This window comes from Vibrio superstes, from assembly GCF_003569005.1.
GTDB lineage: Bacteria > Pseudomonadota > Gammaproteobacteria > Enterobacterales > Vibrionaceae > Vibrio > Vibrio superstes.
The window spans coordinates 565,354-585,678 of sequence record NZ_BCUR01000004.1; the positions used below are offsets into that span (position 1 = coordinate 565,354).

Here is a 20,325-nt window from a genome sequence, read left to right on the forward strand (position 1 = left end):
TGGTTTAGGTCGGGTAAACCTTGGATATGGTTAACTTCCATGGCAGTGACGATCAGTATTCTTTCAATGCTGACCGTACTGCTGTTTATCGGTTGGAAGGGCATGAGTCATTTCTGGCCACAAACAGTTTATGAGTGGAAGAACGACTCGGATCAGCCATTAATTGGCCAGATTTACCAAACACAACAGGTGCCCTGGTCTCAATTATCCATAACCCAACGCCAAGCTATTCCTAGCACTTTGCGAAGTGAACTAGAAACTCAAACTCTTCCCGAGCTTGAGCGTCTGGTGATTAAGGTGGGTAACCGAGATATCTATGGGGGGGATTTTGTCTCCGAGTTTTCTCATGATTGGTCACAGCCTGTTGCTGAACCTGATTTACTTGTAGTAGAACGAAGAAGAGGCGGCCAGTTCTTTGGTCGTGTTGTAGCCTTCGAGGATCAAGGTGAAAAACACCCAATTAGCTCTGCAAAAGAGATAAAAGAGTTACTGGCTCTTACTCAAGGAGAGAGAGATAAGATTGAGTCTATAGTCGATACGCAGGTTGAACCCGCAAGTGATGGATTGCGAAGAGCAGATCAGGCATTGCGTCGCTTGCAAGCTGACAACTCGATGGATAAACAACGAATTTCGCAATTGGTCTCTACCAAAGATCAGCTGAATGCCAACAGAACTCAAGCCGAACTGCAAATAGAGGAAATTCGCCAGCAAATAGAGCAGCGTATGCTGGTGGTAAAGGACATGAATGGCGATATTCACAGTATCAGCTTTTCTTTGATTTTAGATGCTTGGTATCCAAACCAGATGACCTTGCTCGATAAAGTGGGGCATTGGTTTCACCAAGGCGCATTGTTCTTGTATGAGGAACCTCGCGAGTCCAACTCCGAAGGTGGTGTGTTCCCCGCAATATTCGGCACCATACTGTTAGTCTTACTCATGTCGGTGGCTGTGATGCCACTTGGGGTGCTCGCAGGATTATATTTGCATGAATATGCTCAGAATAATTGGCTGACTCGATTGATTCGAATCACAGTACAGAACCTCGCCGGTGTTCCGTCGATAGTATATGGGGTATTTGGCTTAGGCTTCTTTGTATATACCCTAGGGGGGAGCATCGATGATCTGTTCTACTCTGATAACTTGCCTGCGCCCACCTTTGGCACACCAGGCTTGCTATGGGCCTCGTTGACCTTAGCAATGTTAACTCTGCCAGTGGTAGTAGTGACCATTGAGGATGGCTTGTCGCGTATTCCCAAATCGGTGAGAGATGGCGCGTTTGCTCTTGGAGCGACTAAATCTGAGACCATTTTTAGAGTGGTATTGCCAATGGCGCTTCCTGCTGTGCTGACCGCACTCATCTTAGCGGTGGCGAGAGCGGCTGGTGAAGTGGCGCCACTGATGCTAGTTGGGGTGGTGAAACTTGCGCCTAACCTGCCTATTGATGGCCAATTTCCTTATATACATTTAGAGCGTAAGTTTATGCATCTTGGCTTCCATATCTATGATGCTGGGTTTCAAACCACTAATTTAGAAAGTGCCAAGTCACTGGTATACGCGACCTCTATGTTGCTTGTTACCGTTATTATCGGTTTGAACCTAATTGCGATTCGCATACGAAACTCTTTACGCAACAGTTACCGAAATTTAGGATTTGATGAGCATGTATTCTAGCCCTGCAACCATAAATGTATTGAAGCCTCTTGATGTTGCTAACCTGCCTGCAGGAAAAACTGCGATAGAGATAGAAAACCTCAACCTTTTTTATCGTCAAAAGCAGGTATTACATGATATCTCTATGCGAATACCTAAAGGCAAGGTAACGGCCTTCATAGGTCCGTCAGGCTGTGGAAAGTCAACTATCATGCGTTCGGTCAACAGAATGAACGATTTGATAGAGGGGTGTAAAGTCGAAGGCAATATTCGATTACTTGGCAAGGATATCTACGATGAAGAGGTCGATGTATCCGCGTTAAGACGAAGAATTGGTATGGTGTTTCAAAAACCCAATCCATTCCCTAAAACCATTTACGAGAATGTGGTTTTTGGACTTCGCTTACAAGGCATTAGAAACAGTCGAGTACTGGATGATTGTTGTGAACAAGCATTACGCGGCGCAGGACTATGGGATGAAGTGAAAAATCGTCTCCATGAAAATGCAGTGAACCTCGCAGCGGGTCAACAGCAAAGGTTGGTCATTGCCAGAGCCATTGCCATTGAACCAGAAGTTTTGCTACTCGATGAGCCGACTTCTTCATTGGATCCTATCTCTACACTCACCATTGAAGAGCTGATCAACGATTTAAAAACAAAATATACGGTAGTCATAGTCACCCATAACATGCAACAGGCCGCTAGAGTGAGTGACTATACCGCGTTTGTGCATATGGGAAGAATTGTTGAATACGCGGATACAGATACGGTGTTTACATCACCGAAAGAGAAGAAAACTGAAGATTACATAACGGGTCGAATAGGGTAAGGAGAAGTAAACTAAATGCATACTGGTCGCCATATATCGGGGCAATATAACGTTGAGCTAGAGGCTATTCGAAGCCATGTTCTCACTATGGGAGGACTGGTAGAGCAGCAATTGGCTTACGCATTGCGCTCGCTGGTTAAGCAAGACTATGAGCTGGCGAAAAAGGTAGTGGCCGAAGACCATAATGTAAACTCTATGGAAGTCGTTATCGATGAGGCGTGCACTCGGATCATCGCAAGGCGTCAGCCTACAGCAGGTGATTTAAGGTTGGTAATGACCATTATCAAGACCATCACTGAGCTCGAACGCATTGGAGATGTTGCTTCGCGTCTTGCTCGTACCTCTTTGGAAAATAAAAGCGCAGACCCTCGCTATCAAAACTCCCTTGAGCCTCTTTGTCGATTGGCTATTGATATGCTTCATCAAGTGCTTGATGCCTTTGCTCGCCTTGATATTGACGCGGCGGCACACATCTATGAGATCGATGATAGAGTGGATGAAGAGTATCAGAATATCATCCGTCAGCTCACCCAAAATATGATGGATGAACCGGAAATGATTCCCACTATCTTGCAGGTGATGTGGTCAGCCCGAGCTATCGAGCGCGTCGGGGATCGTTGTCAGAATATCTGTGAATACATCATTTACTGCGTGAAGGGTAAAGACGTCAGGCACTCTGACGATAAAGAAATCTACAAATACAAAGATAAAGAGTAAGTCTCCTTACTCTTTACTTCATAGAAGACTTACTGGAACTCTTATTGGTAAAGGTTTTTCACTGATTGGATAGCAGAAAATCCAGTCACTGGGATTTGAAAATCATCGACGTCACTTGCGCCCATTTGAGCTTCGTTTTGAATACACTTCATTTTGCTTGCGCGTACTGTTTTTCCTGACAGGTGCAGCTCGTTGATGCCTGTCTTATTCAAAATCTCTAGCGCATTGCCAGCATTAACGCCAGCTCCGGCCATAATTTGAATTCGTCCAGCTGCTTGTTGATGTAGCTTAGCCAGTGTTTCGAGACCTGCCTGTGCTGTGCTTTTTTGTCCCGACGTCAGGATTCGTTCGCATCCAAGGGAGATAACGTCCTCCAATGCTTGCTCAACATCTTGGCACTGATCGATCGCTCGATGAAACGTCACCCCCATTCCTGATGCTGCGTCTATCAGCTTCTTGCACATAGAAACGTTTACCTTGGCATCAGTGGTCAAAACACCAATAACGATACCATCTAAGTTCGCATCTTTCGCAGCCTGAACATCGGCAAGCATGATGTCGAGATCTTCTTCTGAGAATAGGAAGTCGCCTTGTCTAGGTCTTATCATTGCGTAGATTGGGATAGAAGAGGCTTGTTTAGCTTGCTTCATGAACCCTAAGCTAGGAGTGAGTCCACCAAGAGCCAGTGAAGAGCAAAGCTCGATACGTGTTGCACCAGCGCGAATAGCCGTGTGCAGGGATTCTATATTGTCGATACAAACTTCAAGTTGATAGGTCATAGGTGTAGGCCAAGTGATTTTTTACGATTATACCTAGGGTCTGTTGACCTTGTGCGATTAAATTTTGCTTGACCAGAAGACATTTTATCAAGGCGAGGGACTTGCCGCCTAGTCATCTAAGCAAAAGTCGCTCAACGAAGAGTAAATGGCTTCTGGACGAGCCCTTCTTGCCGAGCCCTTCGGGTAGCGCTTTGTTGGTCATTTCTACCGCGTTAGTCACTTTTCATGTGGAACCACCACACCTAAAAGCGACTGCCTTGTATTAATACCCAACAAATCGCTACAAAAAGTAACCTCAAAAGGCCAACAGACCCTAATCAACAAATAATAAAAAGCCGGCCAATACAAAGTATTGGCCGGCTTAACGTTAACTAGTTACAAGTAGTAAATTACTTGCTTAGGTCTGCAGCGTGCTCAGATAGGAAGTCTGCAACACCTTTTGGAGATGCGTCCATACCTGCTTTGCCTTCTTCCCACTGTGCTGGGCAAACTTCACCGTTTTTCTGGTGGAAGTTAAGAGCGTCAACCATGCGTAGCATTTCGTCGATGTTACGGCCTAGAGGAAGGTCGTTAACTACTTGGTGACGAACTAGACCGTCTTGGTCGATTAGGAAAGAACCACGGAAAGCAACGCCTGCTTCTGGATGCTCAACATCGTACGCTTTACAGATTTCGTGCTTAACGTCAGCAACTAGAGGGTATTTAACTTGACCGATACCGCCATCATCGATGGCAGTGTTACGCCATGCGTTGTGAGAGAACTGAGAATCGATAGAAACGCCGATTACTTCAACGCCTTTATCTTGGAAATCTTGGAAACGGTTGTCGAACGCGATCAACTCAGATGGGCAAACGAAAGTGAAGTCTAGAGGGTAGAAGAAAACTACCGCTGTTTTGCCTTTAGTGAATTCTGCAAAGTTGAAGTTATCAACGATCTCACCATTGCCTAGTACAGCTGCTGCTGTGAAATCTGGTGCTTGACGGCCTACTAATACCATTTTGAACTCCTAAAATTTGTAATGATGCCTGTGTTTCAGGCTTGGTCCATGTTTGTACGGGACAAACTATAATACACAATATACTATTGAAAAAAGCGAATTAAATAGATTAAGTCAATCGAAAAAAGCGATGTTTAAAACTTGTTAACCAGCGCACAAAACGAATGATAACCGACGGTAATTTTTGAACTTAATATGAATAAATGGCCCAGTCTCAAACAGCTTCATTATCTGATCACTTTGCATGAAACGCGTCACTTTGGTGAGGCCGCTCAGCTGTGTTTTGTTAGCCAATCTACTTTAAGTAAAGGAATCCAGAATCTCGAAGAACAATTTGGTTGTTCACTGTACGAGAAGAAAGATAAGAAGAGTGCATTGGTATTTACCCATATCGGTGAAATGGTGGTTAAACAAGGACGAGAGCTGCTCACTAAGAGTCAAGATTTGATGGAGCTTGGCCAACTTGCGTGTGGCGGCGCAATGCAGGGACAATTGAGGCTGGGGGCTATCCCAACGATTGCCCCGTTTCTTCTCAGTGGCCTGGTTCATGAGGTGAACAAAAACTTCCCCGACTTGACCTTATTACTAAGAGAAGACACCACTGCAAATCTGCTGACGGCTTTGCAAGATGGGCAATTGGATGTTTTAGTGCTAGCCCTGCCTGTGGATATCGGTAACTTTGCCAGCAAGGTTGTTGGGCGAGATCAATTTAGAATGGTGATCAGTGAATCTCAAGCTGGAAGTGTAAAGACTCCATTGCATTATTCGGATCTCCCTGATGAGTCGGTGTTTTTACTAGAAAAAGAGCACTGCCTTACCGATCATGCCGTTTCAGCGTGTAATCTGACTGAAAAGAGCAAGATAAACCCATTTACTGCAACGAGTTTACATACCTTAGTGCAGATGGTGGCCAATGGTCTGGGCACCACCTTTATTCCTCAGATGGCGATTGATCACGGGCTACTGGCAAACCATTCACTGCGTGTTATCGATCCACCAGGTCGTCAGGCTTATCGCAATATAGGGTTAGTGTGGAGGCCAAGCAGTACCCGAACAGAAACCTTTGCTCAACTGGCCGAAGTGATCGAGAAATTATTAGAGAAATAACGATAGAGCCACATTGTCTGCTCCCTTGCGTATATCTAAATGAGTCTAATTTTCAGAAAGATCCCCAATTTAGTTGATCCTCTATAGCTGGTGGTCTTTACTAAAAAGTAGTGTGGGGGTGTATCATGCAAAAACATCAGTTCGACCAATGGATTCATGCTGATATCGAGAGGCATATGGAAGTGCCAAAAGTCTTCGTTATCGGGTGTGCTGATCTTTCTACTTATCAGCTTGCTGTTGAATTTAAGCACAAGCTTGAGCCGATACGTGAAGACGATAAGCCTATGTCTTTTGCTTCATTGGAGATCGTCAAAGAAGAGTTGATTAAGCTTGGGTTAGATAGCGCATACCTGCGACTGCATAATGCTTATGACGAGTGTGGCTCACCGGAAGATAAGCCTTATTGCGATATTGAGTTGTCTCTTAAGAGTTATTAGCCCTCATTCGAGCTGTTAGCTTTCAAGCAAAATAGAGTGAGTAAAGTGCGTTCGTAGGTAGAAACCTCGAGGCAACGTCTTTATTTGCTTACCACTAGCGCCATAGGCATCAGTCAAGGCTCGATTATTGGCGGCTTTGGGGCGAATTTGCATTACCTCACCATGCCTTGCACTGATCTCGTGGATACGCCCTGTAGCTATCATCTCCATTAATTCCTCCCAATCCTCTCTCAGCAATGTTTCTTGCTCATGAGATGGTGTCCATAATTTAGGAAAGCCGACGTGGCGCTCTGCAATCGGTAGCTCTCTCTCTCCCTCTACGGGAACCCACAATACCTTGCTGAGTTTTTGCCTGACATGACTTTGCTGCCATGTTAGTCCATGAATTCCAGTCAAGGGTGCGACACAAACAAAGGTACTCTCTAGAGGTTTACCTGAGTGACTAAGAGGGATTGTTTTTAGTTCGATACCAAGGTGAGCAAAATCTTGTTCAGGTCTACTACCTGCTTCAGCACCAAGGTGAGCTTCGATAAGTTGACCTACCCAGCCTTTATTACGACGAAGATCCGTTGGCACCTCAATACCCGCTTCTTCTGCTAATTCAGCAAAGGAATATCCAGCTAACGATTCTGCCCTGTCTAGCAGTTCTCGTTCGGATTGTGGGGGAGTTGTCTGCAAAGCTGATCTCCATTTGCAAAAGATCGTTATTTATCAAAGATCTTTGATGATAGGGGAATGGGCAATTATAAGCCAACTAGAGTGCAAAATGAAGGTTATCCACAGGGTGGGTGATAATAACTGTAATAATTGATACTTATGTATAAATAAACAGGAGTTTATGTCACGTTATATGCTTGTTTTGCTGACTTAAGTATGCCTCTCTAACCTTGGCGTGTGGATAAATGAGTGTATGGTTGAATTTTAAACGATCCTAAAGGATCAAATATTAAGCAGTTTAACCCTGAGTGATCTATACGCGATTTTTCATTTATACTATTGATATTAAAAGATTAATTATTTTTTGAATATGGTTTTGTAGTTTTCATTGAGATCAAAAATTAGTCCGTACATTAATTATCTCAAGTTTTCTCACAAAGTTACTCACAGATATAGTGAATAAATAGCACTAAACAACGTTACTCTGTTGATAAAGTAAGATTTGCTCGCTATTTATCCAATATTGGTATTCGGACTTCATAGTTTAACAACTTTTACTACGGTTGCATTTGCTCAACTGGGGGATCTGTGGAAAAATCGACTCATATAAAATTTATCAGTAGAGGTTAGCCAGTGATCGATGGCGATGGTTACCGCTTAAATGTGGGAATCGTAATATGTAACAACCACGGTCAAGTGTTTTGGGCTAAACGATACGGACAACATTCATGGCAATTTCCACAAGGTGGAATCGACGACGGTGAAACGCCAGAACAGGCGATGTACCGAGAATTGTATGAAGAGGTCGGATTAACCAAACAAGATGTAAGAATTGTCACTACTAGTCGTCATTGGTTGAGATATCGCTTACCAAAAAGATTAGTGCGTTGGGACTCCAAACCTGTCTGTATCGGGCAAAAACAGAAATGGTTCTTATTGCAACTCACCTGTGATGAATCGCAGGTGAATATGCAAAGAGGACCAACTCCAGAATTTGATGGATGGCGTTGGGTAAGTTTTTGGTACCCAGTGAGACAAGTTGTCTCTTTTAAAAGGGATGTCTACCGCAGAGCAATGAAAGAATTCGCTTCTTTTGCTATGCCGTTCACAGATCGAAAGCAAAACCGAAAACGCAAACACCGTAAAGGGTAGTGAGGCGCAATAATGCTAAATCAGCTAAGGGATATAGTTGAGCACGTATCTCGGGTCGAGGATATACATCAAGCACTTGAGGTGTTTGTTGAACGTACCTGTGATGCTATAAATAGCGAATGTTGCACCATTTACCTTTCTAATCATCAAAAGCAGCGCCTTGAGTTAATGGCAACCAAGGGGCTGACTTTTTCTGGTGAGCGCCTGCATATAGGCTTTCAAGAGGGTTTGGTTGGCTTAGTCCACAGAACAGCAGAACCCTTAAACGTTGCAAAAGCTTCTCTTCACCCTGATTTTAAATTTTTTCCCCAGCTTGGCGAAGATGTCTATCAAGCTTTTTTAGCGACGCCTATCGTCCACCGCAAGCGAATGCTCGGTGTGGTGGTAATCCAACAGAAAACGCCTCGATTATTTAGTGATACCGAAGAGTCTTTTCTAGTGACTCTCGCCGCTCAGTTAGCCGTGCTTATTGCCAGTGAGCAGCAGCAAGGTAACTGGCTTCTACAAGAAAGAAAAAGCTCCACTGTTACAGGTCTCTCTGCATGTAATGGGATTGCGATTGGACCTATCTGGCGTGGTAACGATGAGCCTTTACTCAAAGATGTATCTCCAGCATCTGCTATTGATACCGAGAAAGACAAGGAATGGCTACTCGTAGCGGTAGAGTCGGCTCTGACCGAATTTAGACGCCTTAGAAAGCAACTCGATAGCGACCTTAATAAAGATGCCTTAGCAATCTTTGATTTGTTTACTCACTTGTTGAATGACCCCAAACTTCGGGGTGATCTGATTAAACAGATAGAAAAAGGGGATACTGCTGATTGGGCGCTGCGTCAGGTGATAGAGCGTTACTCTAATCACTTTGCTCGTATGAATGATATTTACCTTCAAGAGCGCTCTCAAGATGTTAGGGAACTAGGTCAGAGACTGCTGTATTTCCTTTATCATTCGCAAACCAAAGAAATCAAACTCGAGAAACCGGTTATCTTTGTCGTGAATGAACTCACAACGACATTGCTGGCGTCAGTACCAAGAGACAAGCTTCTAGGGGTGATTTCATTGCAAGGCGGGGTAAACTCCCATGCTGCAATCCTTTCTCGCGCTTTGGGCATACCCTCGGTCATTGGTTCGAACCTCAATGGTATTGAAGCGGATGACAGACATATTATCTTAGACGGCTATAGCGGTGAGGTATTGCTAAACCCTACAGCTAAAGAGATGAGCGACTATCAGAAGCTATTGGCTGAAGAGCAAGAAGTTCGCTCTATGGTTGAATCAGAGGTGCGTGAGCCAGCGCTGACCTCGGATAAGGTTCCAATCACTATTTTGCTTAATGCCGGATTGGGCGGCGACGCGAGCTATTCATTCTTTGATGTTGTGGATGGTGTGGGACTCTATCGTACCGAGATATCCTTTATCGTTAAGCAGGCCTTCCCTTCCGAAGATGAACAAGTGGAGACGTATCGAAAAGTGTTGGCGTACTCACAAGGGAAACCTGTTGTGATGAGGACGTTAGATATTGGTGGGGATAAATCACTACCTTACTTCCCAATGGAAGAAGAAAACCCATTCTTGGGCTGGAGGGGGATTCGCTTTACTCTCGACCACCCTGATATCTTCTTGATTCAGGTACGAGCGATGATGAGAGCGAGTGTCGGTCAAAAGAGTGAACTGAAGATCCTTTTACCTATGATCTCGGGCGTGCCTGAATTAGACTCCGCACTCTCTTTGATTGCTCAGGCGTATCATGAGGTGGCGCTCACTCATCCGCGTGTGAAAAAGCCTAAAGTCGGCATCATGCTTGAAGTACCTTCTATGATCTATCTACTGCCGGTGATTGCTAAGCGCATTGATTTTGTCTCTGTGGGTACTAATGACCTTACTCAATATCTATTAGCCGTGGATCGAAATAACAGCCAAGTTTCAGAGCTCTATGAAGTGGTACACCCTTCTGTATTGATGGCGCTGAAACAAATACACGATGCTTGCCGATACTCAAAAATCCCAGTTTCAATTTGTGGTGAGTTAGCGGGTGACCCTATCGGTGTTTTACTGTTACTGGGTTTGGGATTCAAGCAACTCAGCATGAACTCAGCCAACGTAGCCAATATAAAATACGTGATTAGGCAATCAAATCTTGATGATTTAGAGGCGCTTGCCAATCAAGCCATAACCAAAGCCTATGCCTCTGATGTGCATAAGCTTGCCTTCGACTACCTAGAGAAACGAGACCTTGCCGGGTTTGTTCGGCCCGGAAAACATTAATGATTACATTCGAATTAATCGCCATCTTAGTGATGATTGGTGCGCTGGTGGGCGTGCTTGCAGGATTGCTAGGCATCGGCGGTGGCCTTATTATCGTTCCTGCATTGTTATTTTTACTGCCAAAGTTCGGAGTATCAGCGGATATTGCCATGCAAATGGCGCTCGCTACTTCCTTAGCCTGCATCATCATTACCTCTGGCTCATCGGCACTCAATCACTATCGAGTGAACAATGTCGATATGTTTGTGGTCAAATTCTTGATTCCAGGTGTCATACTGGGTGGCTTTGGTGGTAGTTTTGTGGCGGAGTTTATACCGAGTCAGTATTTGCCCCCTGTTTTTGGTTGTATTGTCCTGTTCTTATCCATCAAGATGTTTATCTCGGTGAATGCAAGGGCTACAAAACCTTTACCAAGCGCCACAAAGACCTTTATATCTGGAACCACGATCGGTACTATCTCAAGCTTGGCTGGTATCGGAGGTGGCTCTTTGATGGTTCCATTTCTTAACCGACACGGCATAGAAATGCGCAAAGCGATAGGCACCTCATCGTTTTGTGGCGCATTACTTGCTGCTTCTGGAATGATTGGTTTTATTTTGCATGGAGTTGGGGCGAAAGATTTACCTGCCCATAGCGTGGGCTATGTGTACCTTCCAGCCTTGCTTGCGATTGCATGTAGCTCTGTACTAACCAGTAAGCTTGGTGTGAGGTTAACCTCGGTATTACCCACCCAAGTACTGAAAAAATGTTTTGCCGTATTGCTGCTGATAATAGCGATACGAATGCTTTTCTTTTAATGATTTGCTCTAAGAAGATTTTATGAATCAAGGATTTATCTCTTTTCCCCATATCGACCCAGTATTGCTAGAAATTGGTCCAGTTTCTATTCGCTGGTATGGACTGATGTACCTATTTGGCTTCGCATTTGCTATGTGGCTAGCCAATCGTCGCGCGGATCAACCTAATAGTGGTTGGACGCGAGAGCAAGTGTCTGACATGTTGTTCTTAGGGTTTCTCGGCGTGGTCGTCGGTGGGCGTGTTGGTTATGTATTGTTCTACCATTTCGACCTGTTTTTAGATAATCCGTTTTACCTATTCCAAGTATGGACGGGGGGGATGTCATTCCATGGTGGCTTGCTTGGTGTGATCTCAGCGATGGCATTCTATGCTTACCGCAACGGTCGTACCTTCTTCAATGTGGCTGATTTTATTGCGCCGCTTATCCCATTTGGATTGGGCGTTGGCCGCATCGGCAACTTTATGAATGACGAATTGTGGGGCAGGGTAACGGATGTTCCATGGGCGGTGATGTTCCCATCAGGCGGCTATTTGCCACGACACCCTTCTCAGCTTTATGAAGCGATTTTAGAAGGAATAGTGCTGTTCTTTATCTTGAACTTTTTTATTCGTAAACCGAGACCGGCTGGCGCTGTGTCAGGGCTGTTCTTAATTGGCTACGGTTCTTTCCGATTTATCGTAGAGTACTTCCGTGAGCCGGATGCTCACCTAGGGTTGTTTGGTAACTGGATCTCTATGGGCCAAATACTTTCAACTCCAATGATCCTAATTGGCGCCGCTATGATGTGGTGGGCATACAAATACAACCAGAAGTCCCTTGAAGTGAACAAGGCGAAGGAGAAGTAATGAAGCAGTATCTAGACCTATGTCGCCGTATCGTTGATGAAGGGCACTGGATTGAGAACCAGCGCACTGGCAAGCGTTGTTTGACTGTTATCAATGCAGATTTAACCTATGACGTAGCGAATAACGCTTTCCCATTGGTAACGACCCGTAAAAGCTTCTGGAAAGCGGCTGTTGCTGAGCTACTTGGATACATCCGTGGTTACGACAACGCAGAGCAGTTCCGCCAACTAGGCACTAAAACCTGGGACGCAAACTCGAACCTCAACGACGCATGGCTAAACAACCCGTATCGTAAGGGTGAAGATGACATGGGTCGAGTTTACGGCGTTCAAGGTCGTCAGTGGGCTAAGCCTGATGGTGGGCATATTGACCAACTCCGTAAGATTGTTGATGATCTTACAAACGGCGTTGACGACCGTGGTGAGATCCTGAATTTCTACAACCCAGGTGAGTTTCACATGGGCTGTTTGCGTCCATGTATGTACAGCCATCACTTCTCTTTGCTTGGTGATACCTTGTACCTAAATAGTACGCAGCGCTCGTGTGATGTGCCGTTAGGACTAAACTTTAATATGGTACAAGTGTATGCCTTCTTGGCTATCATGGCACAGATAACGGGTAAGAAGCCGGGCGTGGCCTATCATAAGATTGTGAATGCGCACATTTATGAAGATCAACTTGAGTTGATGCGCGATGTGCAACTGCAACGAGAGCCACTAAGTGCACCTAAATTTATCATTAATCCAGAGATTAAGAGCTTAGAAGACCTCGAAACTTGGGTGACCTTAGACGATTTCTCCGTGGAAGGGTACGAATCTCACCCTGCGATTCGCTATCCATTTTCGGTATAAGAACAAATAATTTAAATTTATCTCACTGAATTTTAAAAACTATTATTTAAGAGGCTAATATTTAGGTATTAGCCTTTTTTATGCTTGGAACTCAGTGGATAGAGTTAACTTTAATATGAAACATGGATGTCGTTTGGCGCTGGTAGCTGCTATGTGTGGAAGCTCTGGTTCGGCTATTGCTAGTCTTATTGATCCAGACCAGTATTTAACGGATATTTACGCAACGGCCTTGGTTGCGACTGACAGTGAATTGGTGACAATCGGTTTTGGCCGTTTCGATCCAAATCAAATATTTGGTACCGATAATCCTGATTTTGGTGGTCAAGAGAGTATTGATACCCAACGAAAGGTTACAGTGACTTCTCTCCCTATCTCTTTTTTGTTTGCTAATGATGAAAGCCCTTGGTTACATCGTTTAAAGCTCAGGGCTGCCTATATGGGGCTAACTAGGGATATTGACTATGACGAGCTTGAAGACTTTGGTGTCACTTGGGAGAGTGATAAGAACGAAGACCACGTAATAGCAGGTTACACTGAATACGCTATAGGTTACCAAATATCCGAGGGATGGCAGCTGTTTACAGGAGCAGGCCTTCACCTTATGCATTACAAGAACAAGTTTACCGCGAATAGCCCCGCGGCTGATAGGATTCAAGAGCAAGGTATTGCTTCAGCGATCAATGGGTCGTCTAATGTTTGGGTTATTGAGCCTCAAGCTGATTTGATTTATACCAAAGATACCGGCCCCGGTGAGTTTCGCTTTAATAGTGAATACCACTATTTTTGGGGGAGAAGTTTTGGTGGCAGTATTGGCTCAACTAATGCGACCCCTGAAGGTTGGCGTATTATGAATGGTATACAATACAAATATCATTTAGACCCTTGGGGAAGCCGTAAGCAAGACCTGTTGTTTCGAGCACGCCGAATCGATGTCGGTGGTGACTTAAGAGCTCCTCTAGATACCACTCACTATGCGGAATACAGCTTTGGGTGGGTGATAGACACCAGCGATTATTCTTCATTGATATATAACGTGGGAGTGGGTATTTCATTAAATTATGGTAGCGCATTAAAAGGGGGGGCATTGGTTATTTATTACAATGAGTAACCCTAATGCTTCAAACAAAAAAAACCTGCCAATCGGCAGGTTTTTTTGATTCTTTAGTTGCTTATGCAGTCATAGCGATAATCGCACCAGGCATCACAACGAATACTGCAATTAGATATCCAGCAACAACGCTCTTGTTCTTAATGGCCATTGTTGAAATCCAATCAGCGCCCTTCAGTGGCAGTTCACGTAAGAATGGAATACCAAAGATGAATAAGGTTGCCGCTACGTTGAACAATAGGTGCACTATAGCAATCTGAAGCGCAAAGGCTGCAAACTCGCCGGTTACTGCTGTTGCAGCAAGAAGCGCGGTAATACAGGTACCGATGTTAGCACCTAGTGTAAATGGATATACATCACGTACCTTAAGAACACCAGAACCTACCAATGGAACCATTAAGCTAGTCGTCGTTGATGAGGACTGAACCAGTATCGTTACAACAGAACCAGAGAAGATACCGTGAAGTGGACCGCGACCAATAGCGTTCTTCAAAATCTCACGTGCACGACCTACCATTAGGCTCTTCATTAGCTTACCCATGATGGTAATAGAGATGATGATGGTAGCGATACCTAAAATAATCATGCTCACACCGGCAACGATAGGGCCGAAGGCGGTTAGCGGTTCTTGAATCACACTAATTAGAGGTTTTGTTAGAGGCTTAATGAAGTTAAAGCCACCCATGTCTAGGTCACCGGTACTCATCAATGGAGCGACCAGCCAAGCTGAAAGCTTGCCAAAGATGCCAAACATCATCTCTAGTGGTAGGAAGATCAATACCGCCAGCAAGTTAAAGAAGTCATGAACGGTCGCACTCGCGAATGCGCGTTTAAACTCTTCTTTGCAGCGAAGGTGACCAAGGCTAACTAGAGTATTAGTTACTGTGGTACCGATATTTGCACCCATAACCATAGGGATAGCGATTTGAACCGGAAGTCCGCCCGCTACAAGGCCTACAATAATAGAGGTAACTGTACTTGATGATTGAATAAGCGCCGTTGCTACAAGGCCGATCATCAAACCTGCTACTGGGTGAGAAGCAAAGTCAAAAAGTGTTTTGGCATGTTCGCCAGAGGCCATCTTAAAGCCACTGCCAACCATTGATACCGAAACAAGAAGTAGGTACAGCATGAAAGCCAAGTTAGCCCAACGTAGCCAGCTGGTTTTACCTGCTGTTACTGCTGAAACTGAGGATGCTTGGTTGTTCATTTGTTATCTCCGGGCCTGTTTTAGGCTTTTAATCAACTGTTGGCGAGTTTAGATAACTAATATTTCAGTTATATTACAGTTTTATAAATAATCGCCTTTTTCTTACCCAATGTAAGTAAACGTTTGCGTAAGTTTTTATGTGAATTAAGTTGTTGATTTTTAGGTGTTTTAATTCCGTTGGTAACCTTACCTTTGGACGCTCCTTGAGCAACTTTAGTGTCAAATGTTGATCTGGTCCAAATATTAATGTGACAAAACTGTCATCTTACTTTAACTTGGTTTCGGTAATATCGAAGGTTAATGCACTTTACCTTTAATTTTGAAGGTTGGTATAGGAGAGGAAATGTCGCATTTAAATTACAATCATCTCTATTATTTCTGGATGGTCTGCAAACAAGGGTCTTTGACCAAGGCTGCCGATGCTCTATTCCTTACACCACAAACGGTGACAGGGCAGATCAAAGCACTAGAGCAACGTCTCAATGGCAAGTTAACTAAGCGCAACGGCCGAAGCATAGAGCCAACTGAGCTTGGGCAGTTGGTATTTAAGTATGCCGATAGAATGTATGACTTGAGCTACGAAATGCTCGATATCGTTAACTACAGTCAACGAGCTAACCTATTGTTTGAGGTTGGGGTAGCGGATGCACTCTCTAAAAGTTTAGTGAGCCGTATTCTTTCCACGACGATTCCATCTGACGGTAACATTCACCTTAGATGCTATGAGTCGACCCACGAATTGTTACTAGAGAAACTGTCTCAGCATAAGCTGGATATGATTCTCTCTGATTGCCCTATTGACTCATCTCAAAATGCTGGCCTTTATAGTAAAAAGCTAGGAGAGTGCAAAATGAGCTTTTGCTCAGCGACTCCGATTGATGAGAAAGAGTTCTTAGCCAATTTAGAGCAATACAAGCTACTGATCCCAGGTTCTAGAACGTCAATGGGACGCAAGATAACAGAATGGTGCGATAGACAAGGGTATCAACCTACCATTCTTGGCGAGTTTGATGATTTTGCCTTAATGAAGGCATTTGCTGAGGCGCACCCTGATACCGTATTTGTAGCTCCCACTCGCTATCCTTATAAAAAGGACACCGCTGGCTTCCATCGCATTTCATCAATAGATGCTTTAAAAGAAGAGTATTACGTGATTTTTGCAGAACGAATGATCCAGCACCCAGCAGTAAAAAGTGTCTGTGACGCTGATTTTTCTAATATTTTCCATTAATTTTCGCCAGCAGAGGTTTAATTTTGTCAGCCTCAACGGTAGTCTTAATTCAGTAATCGAACTATGAGATATGATTAATACGCTATGAACTTGCAAGCAATGGAGAAAAATTCTCCTCAAGCCATTTCATTGCTTAAGGCAATGGCAAACGAGAGACGCCTTTTTATCCTGTGTATGTTGCATGACAGGGAGTTATCGGTAGGGGAGTTGTGCCAACAACTCGACCTTAGCCAGTCCGCATTATCTCAACATCTTGCATGGCTCAGAGGTGACGGGTTAGTTGAGACCCGCAAAGAGGCTCAAACGGTGTATTACTCGCTAAGTAGCCCAGAGGTGAAACGCATGATTCATCTTCTGCACGATATGTATTGCTCTGAAGAGTAGTGAGGGGGCGCAACCGGCGCCTTTGACGTGTTACAGGATCGATAGATACAAAAAAACCGGCAGAAGCCGGTTTTTTATCTGAATCGAAGTTCTAATTAAAGAGCTTTGATTGCAGCAGCGAAGCGTGCCTTATGACGTGCAGCTTTATTCTTATGAATAAGGCCTTTAGTCGCAGCGCGATCTAGGATCGGTGCAACAGCTTTTAGTTCAGCAGTTGCAGCTTCTTTGTCGCCAGCTTCAATAGCAGCGATAGTTTTTTTCATGTAAGTGCGCATCATAGAACGACGGCTAGCATTGTGCTGGCGACGTTTCTCAGCTTGGATAGCGCGCTTCTTAGCAGATTTACTGTTTGCCAAGGGTCTAACTCCCAAAAACTTGTTCGGTAACAATATAGGGCGTGGAGAATGCCTGTTTGCTAATCGAAAGTCAATTGATTTGTGTGAAAACTCATCTAAAACAATGTAATTTTGTTTCGACGGGTTAACACGGTTAAGATGGCGGGGATTTTAACAGCATTTAGGGGTTAGATCTACACTCAACCTCAGATACTTCCCCCTAAGTGTATATATCAATAAGTTGGAGTATCTTTCTGGTAGGCTATGCCTTCGCTAGGAGCATGCTAATTGCTAGTTGCATCAGTTGATTAAGGAATAAAAGTGAGTAAAGGACTTCTTCGGTCGGGCGCTATTGTCAGTGCCATGACTCTAGTCTCTCGTGTTTTAGGGTTAGTTCGCGACGTTGTGGTTGCCAACCTTATGGGTGCAGGAGCAAGTGCAGACGTATTCTTCTTTGCCAACAAGATCCCAAACTTTTTAAGACGATTGTTTGCTGAAGGGGCATTCTCACAAGCCTTTGTCCCCGTGTTAACTGAATATCATTCCAAAGGTGATATGAATGAAACGCGGCAATTGATCGCTAAGGTGTCAGGAACGCTCGGGGTGATAGTCTCCATTGTCACCGTTATTGGTGTTTTAGGATCTGGTGTGGTGACGGCGATCTTTGGTACTGGCTGGTTCCTAGATTGGCTTAATGGCGGTCCATCGGCTGAAAAATTTGAGATGGCCAGCTTTATGCTGAAGATCACCTTTCCTTATCTGTGGTTTATCACCTTTGTTGCCTTATCTGGGTCAATACTGAATACCTTGGGCAAGTTTGCGGTTTCTTCTTTTACTCCCGTATTCTTGAACGTGATGATCATTCTATCGGCAACCATGATCTCACCACGCCTCGAAAATCCAGAGATAGGATTGGCGATCGGTGTTTTCCTTGGTGGCTTGGTGCAGTTTTTCTTCCAACTTCCTTTTCTTATTAAAGAAGGCGTTTTGGTTAAACCAAAATGGGGTTGGCGTGACCCTGGTGTGGTGAGAATTCGCACCCTGATGATCCCTGCATTATTTGGTGTCTCTGTTAGTCAGATCAACTTGTTGCTGGATACCTTCATTGCCAGTTTCTTGCAAACAGGCTCGATTAGCTGGCTTTATTACTCTGACCGTCTTCTTGAGTTTCCCTTGGGCTTATTTGGTATTGCCATTGCAACTGTGATTTTGCCTGCTTTGTCCCGAAAACACGTCGATGCACAAAGCGAAGGCTTTGCCTCAACGATGGATTGGGGAGTACGTATGGTGCTACTACTTGGATTGCCAGCCATGCTGGGTTTGATCGTATTGGCTAAACCTATGCTAATGGTACTGTTTATGCGTGGGGAGTTTGGTGTCTATGAGGTGCAGCAGTCCTCTTATTCATTAGTGGCCTATGCCACCGGTTTGTTGAACTTCATGTTGATTAAGGTATTAGCGCCTGGTTACTACTCCCGGCAAGATACGAAAACGCCTGTGCGCTACGGCATTATCGCAATGACGTCTAACATGGTGTTCAATATTATTTTTGCTTGGCATTACGGTTATGTCGGGCTAGCAATGGCCACGGCCTTGTCGGCATTTGTGAATATGGGCTTATTGTATAGAGGCTTGCACAAAGCTCAGGTGTACCGCTTAACTCGTCAAACCCTTGGCTTTATGTTGCGCCTTGGGATATCGGGTGGCGCTATGGTAGGCGCCATCTTGTATCTACTTAAGCCACTTGAGAGCTGGGTGAGCATGTCTCTTACTGAGAGAATCCTTGAGTTAACCTTGATGATAGGGACTGGTGCTACGGCGTATTTATTGACGGCATTAGTGCTTGGTGTTCGATTTAAGCACCTAAAAGCTAGTGCTTAATTTAGGTCAAAATAAATCAGCGCTTCTCGTTGCTAGCATCTATTACAGGTTTCGGTATATAATTCGCCAGTTTAGGGCTTTATGGCCTGCAATGTCGACTGAGAAGGTTAGGTTTTAACACGTTACATGCATCTTATCCGAGGTAGCCACAACATACGCTCTGAGCATCAGGGGTGTGTCTTGACCATAGGTAACTTTGATGGTGTCCACTTAGGACATCAAACGGTCTTGAAGCAGGTACAACAAAAAGCTGAAGTTCTTGGTCTTCCCGCTGTGGTGATGACGTTTGAACCGCAGCCTTTAGAGCTATTCCTGCAAAGTAAGGCGCCAGCTAGGCTGACTCGGTTGCGTGATAAATACGTGCAACTCAGTAAATTGAACCTAGAGCGATTGCTTTGTGTGAACTTTAGTAAGCGCTTTGCTGGACTTCCTCCAGAGCAGTTTATTAAAGAGTTGCTAGTGGAAAAGCTCGGTGTGAAATTTCTCGTTGTCGGTGATGATTTTCGCTTTGGACGTAAACGTCAAGGTGACTTTTCTATGCTTCAACAAGCAGGAAAAGAGTATGGATTTGAGGTTGTGAGCACTGAAAGTTTCTGTCTAAATACAGAAAGAGTCAGCAGCACAGCAATTCGTCAGGCATTAGCCAATGATGAACTGGCACAAGCCAAATCCATGCTAGGAAGACATTACAGCATTAGTGGCCGTGTATCACACGGACGAAAGCTAGGGAGAACCATAGGTTTTCCTACTGCGAATATCCCATTAAAGCGAACTGTGTCTCCCGTCTCTGGCGTGTATGTGGTGGAAACTAGCATAGACGGTCGAATGGTTGGTGGTGTGGCTAATGTTGGCCAGCGACCAACAGTAAACGGTGTACGACAGCAACTAGAAGTACACTTTTTTGATTTTTCAGAAGATTTATACGGCAGACAACTAGAGGTCTGCCTTTTACACAAGTTGCGCGAAGAAGTGAAATTCCCTTCGTTCGAGGCACTTAAAACACAAATTGAATTAGATGCAGAAGCTGCTCGGGTGTGGCTGCTTCAGCACAGGCGCTGACGATATTTGAGGCTTTGCAATACCATTTGCA

General features: G+C 44.4%; 20 protein-coding genes. 15 read left to right on the plus strand and 5 right to left on the minus strand.

Going from position 1 to position 20,325, the window contains the following annotated elements:
• Window positions 1-39: 39 nt before the first annotated feature.
• The 3 genes from pstA to phoU are packed head-to-tail and all read left to right on the plus strand — an operon-like array spanning window position 40 to window position 3,196.
• Window positions 40-1,671 (plus strand): phosphate ABC transporter permease PstA, encoded by a 1,632-nt coding sequence (gene pstA, locus D5I41_RS10585; RefSeq protein ID WP_119009765.1) that lies wholly within the window; start codon window positions 40-42, stop codon window positions 1,669-1,671.
• Window positions 1,661-2,479 (plus strand): phosphate ABC transporter ATP-binding protein PstB, encoded by an 819-nt coding sequence (pstB, locus tag D5I41_RS10590; protein ID WP_119009766.1) that lies wholly within the window; start codon window positions 1,661-1,663, stop codon window positions 2,477-2,479. Before pstA ends, pstB begins: the two co-directional genes overlap by 11 nt.
• A 15-nt stretch (window positions 2,480-2,494) precedes the next feature.
• Window positions 2,495-3,196, plus strand: a complete 702-nt coding sequence (gene phoU / locus D5I41_RS10595; protein ID WP_119009767.1) for a phosphate signaling complex protein PhoU — start codon at window positions 2,495-2,497, stop codon at window positions 3,194-3,196.
• 41 nt (window positions 3,197-3,237) lie between these two features.
• Here the strand turns inward: phoU and D5I41_RS10600 are convergent, their stop codons facing one another.
• Complete coding sequence (locus tag D5I41_RS10600) at window positions 3,238-3,975, minus strand: copper homeostasis protein CutC (protein ID WP_119009768.1); 738 nt, start codon at window positions 3,973-3,975, stop codon at window positions 3,238-3,240.
• 389 nt (window positions 3,976-4,364) lie between these two features.
• Window positions 4,365-4,973, minus strand: coding sequence for a peroxiredoxin C (locus D5I41_RS10605; protein ID WP_119009769.1), 609 nt, complete (start codon window positions 4,971-4,973; stop codon window positions 4,365-4,367).
• A gap of 195 nt (window positions 4,974-5,168) precedes the next feature.
• Here D5I41_RS10605 and D5I41_RS10610 point away from each other — a divergent pair, with 195 nt between their 5' ends.
• Window positions 5,169-6,080, plus strand: coding sequence for a hydrogen peroxide-inducible genes activator (locus D5I41_RS10610; protein ID WP_017031251.1), 912 nt, complete (start codon window positions 5,169-5,171; stop codon window positions 6,078-6,080).
• Window positions 6,081-6,205: 125 nt separating this feature from the next.
• Window positions 6,206-6,517: a DUF6482 family protein gene (locus D5I41_RS10615; protein WP_017031250.1), complete on the plus strand. Its 312-nt coding sequence runs from the start codon at window positions 6,206-6,208 to the stop codon at window positions 6,515-6,517.
• A gap of 15 nt (window positions 6,518-6,532) precedes the next feature.
• Here the strand turns inward: D5I41_RS10615 and mutH are convergent, their stop codons facing one another.
• A complete protein-coding gene (gene mutH / locus D5I41_RS10620) occupies window positions 6,533-7,195 on the minus strand; it encodes a DNA mismatch repair endonuclease MutH (protein WP_119009770.1) in 663 nt (220 codons plus the stop codon).
• A gap of 612 nt (window positions 7,196-7,807) precedes the next feature.
• Between mutH and rppH the strand changes: the two genes are divergently transcribed.
• The 6 genes from rppH (at window position 7,808) to D5I41_RS10650 (ending at window position 14,194) form a co-directional block, all read left to right on the plus strand.
• A complete protein-coding gene (gene rppH / locus D5I41_RS10625) occupies window positions 7,808-8,326 on the plus strand; it encodes an RNA pyrophosphohydrolase (protein WP_017028921.1) in 519 nt (172 codons plus the stop codon).
• A gap of 12 nt (window positions 8,327-8,338) precedes the next feature.
• Window positions 8,339-10,591 (plus strand): phosphoenolpyruvate--protein phosphotransferase, encoded by a 2,253-nt coding sequence (ptsP, locus tag D5I41_RS10630; protein ID WP_119009771.1) that lies wholly within the window; start codon window positions 8,339-8,341, stop codon window positions 10,589-10,591.
• Window positions 10,592-10,593: 2 nt separating this feature from the next.
• A complete protein-coding gene (locus D5I41_RS10635) occupies window positions 10,594-11,388 on the plus strand; it encodes a sulfite exporter TauE/SafE family protein (protein WP_186811109.1) in 795 nt (264 codons plus the stop codon).
• Window positions 11,389-11,410: 22 nt separating this feature from the next.
• A complete protein-coding gene (lgt, locus tag D5I41_RS10640; RefSeq protein ID WP_119009773.1) occupies window positions 11,411-12,235 on the plus strand; it encodes a prolipoprotein diacylglyceryl transferase in 825 nt (274 codons plus the stop codon).
• A complete protein-coding gene (locus D5I41_RS10645) occupies window positions 12,235-13,086 on the plus strand; it encodes a thymidylate synthase (RefSeq protein ID WP_119009774.1) in 852 nt (283 codons plus the stop codon). Before lgt ends, D5I41_RS10645 begins: the two co-directional genes overlap by 1 nt.
• 115 nt (window positions 13,087-13,201) lie before the next feature.
• Complete coding sequence (locus tag D5I41_RS10650; RefSeq protein ID WP_119009775.1) at window positions 13,202-14,194, plus strand: Solitary outer membrane autotransporter beta-barrel domain; 993 nt, start codon at window positions 13,202-13,204, stop codon at window positions 14,192-14,194.
• A 61-nt stretch (window positions 14,195-14,255) separates the two neighbouring features.
• On the opposite strand, the gene D5I41_RS10660 is transcribed toward D5I41_RS10650, so the two are convergent.
• Window positions 14,256-15,404, minus strand: a complete 1,149-nt coding sequence (locus D5I41_RS10660; RefSeq protein ID WP_119009776.1) for a Na/Pi symporter — start codon at window positions 15,402-15,404, stop codon at window positions 14,256-14,258.
• A 343-nt stretch (window positions 15,405-15,747) separates the two neighbouring features.
• Here D5I41_RS10660 and nhaR point away from each other — a divergent pair, with 343 nt between their 5' ends.
• Together nhaR and D5I41_RS10670 are read left to right on the plus strand one after the other, a co-directional pair.
• On the plus strand, window positions 15,748-16,635 hold the full coding sequence (nhaR, locus tag D5I41_RS10665; RefSeq protein ID WP_119009777.1) for a transcriptional activator NhaR: 888 nt from the start codon (window positions 15,748-15,750) through the stop codon (window positions 16,633-16,635).
• A gap of 84 nt (window positions 16,636-16,719) precedes the next feature.
• The gene (locus tag D5I41_RS10670) at window positions 16,720-17,019 is read left to right on the plus strand and encodes an ArsR/SmtB family transcription factor (protein ID WP_017028913.1); all 300 of its coding nucleotides are present in this window, start codon (window positions 16,720-16,722) and stop codon (window positions 17,017-17,019) included.
• Window positions 17,020-17,114: 95 nt separating this feature from the next.
• Here the strand turns inward: D5I41_RS10670 and rpsT are convergent, their stop codons facing one another.
• Window positions 17,115-17,375, minus strand: coding sequence for a 30S ribosomal protein S20 (gene rpsT, locus D5I41_RS10675; protein WP_017028912.1), 261 nt, complete (start codon window positions 17,373-17,375; stop codon window positions 17,115-17,117).
• 300 nt (window positions 17,376-17,675) lie between these two features.
• Here rpsT and murJ point away from each other — a divergent pair, with 300 nt between their 5' ends.
• Both murJ and ribF read left to right on the plus strand, forming a co-directional pair.
• A complete protein-coding gene (gene murJ, locus D5I41_RS10680; RefSeq protein WP_119009778.1) occupies window positions 17,676-19,235 on the plus strand; it encodes a murein biosynthesis integral membrane protein MurJ in 1,560 nt (519 codons plus the stop codon).
• Between the two features lie 126 nt (window positions 19,236-19,361).
• Entirely contained in the window at window positions 19,362-20,294 is a 933-nt protein-coding gene (gene ribF, locus D5I41_RS10685; RefSeq protein ID WP_017028910.1) for a bifunctional riboflavin kinase/FAD synthetase, read from the plus strand.
• Window positions 20,295-20,325 lie beyond the last annotated feature (31 nt).

What these genes read in the sequence shown, in the direction of transcription:
- D5I41_RS10650 (WP_119009775.1), top strand. Translation starts at nt 13,202, where the DNA reads ATGAAACATGGATGTCGTTTGGCGCTGGTAGCTGCTATGTGTGGAAGC.
- D5I41_RS10610 (WP_017031251.1), top strand. Translation starts at nt 5,169, where the DNA reads ATGAATAAATGGCCCAGTCTCAAACAGCTTCATTATCTGATCACTTTG.
- phoU (WP_119009767.1), top strand. Translation starts at nt 2,495, where the DNA reads ATGCATACTGGTCGCCATATATCGGGGCAATATAACGTTGAGCTAGAG.
- nhaR (WP_119009777.1), top strand. Translation starts at nt 15,748, where the DNA reads ATGTCGCATTTAAATTACAATCATCTCTATTATTTCTGGATGGTCTGC.
- D5I41_RS10670 (WP_017028913.1), top strand. Translation starts at nt 16,720, where the DNA reads ATGAACTTGCAAGCAATGGAGAAAAATTCTCCTCAAGCCATTTCATTG.
- lgt (WP_119009773.1), top strand. Translation starts at nt 11,411, where the DNA reads ATGAATCAAGGATTTATCTCTTTTCCCCATATCGACCCAGTATTGCTA.
- D5I41_RS10605 (WP_119009769.1), bottom strand. Translation starts at nt 4,973, where the DNA reads ATGGTATTAGTAGGCCGTCAAGCACCAGATTTCACAGCAGCAGCTGTA.
- ptsP (WP_119009771.1), top strand. Translation starts at nt 8,339, where the DNA reads ATGCTAAATCAGCTAAGGGATATAGTTGAGCACGTATCTCGGGTCGAG.
- D5I41_RS10660 (WP_119009776.1), bottom strand. Translation starts at nt 15,404, where the DNA reads ATGAACAACCAAGCATCCTCAGTTTCAGCAGTAACAGCAGGTAAAACC.
- D5I41_RS10615 (WP_017031250.1), top strand. Translation starts at nt 6,206, where the DNA reads ATGCAAAAACATCAGTTCGACCAATGGATTCATGCTGATATCGAGAGG.
- pstB (WP_119009766.1), top strand. Translation starts at nt 1,661, where the DNA reads ATGTATTCTAGCCCTGCAACCATAAATGTATTGAAGCCTCTTGATGTT.
- D5I41_RS10600 (WP_119009768.1), bottom strand. Translation starts at nt 3,975, where the DNA reads ATGACCTATCAACTTGAAGTTTGTATCGACAATATAGAATCCCTGCAC.
- ribF (WP_017028910.1), top strand. Translation starts at nt 19,362, where the DNA reads ATGCATCTTATCCGAGGTAGCCACAACATACGCTCTGAGCATCAGGGG.
- D5I41_RS10645 (WP_119009774.1), top strand. Translation starts at nt 12,235, where the DNA reads ATGAAGCAGTATCTAGACCTATGTCGCCGTATCGTTGATGAAGGGCAC.
- pstA (WP_119009765.1), top strand. Translation starts at nt 40, where the DNA reads ATGGCAGTGACGATCAGTATTCTTTCAATGCTGACCGTACTGCTGTTT.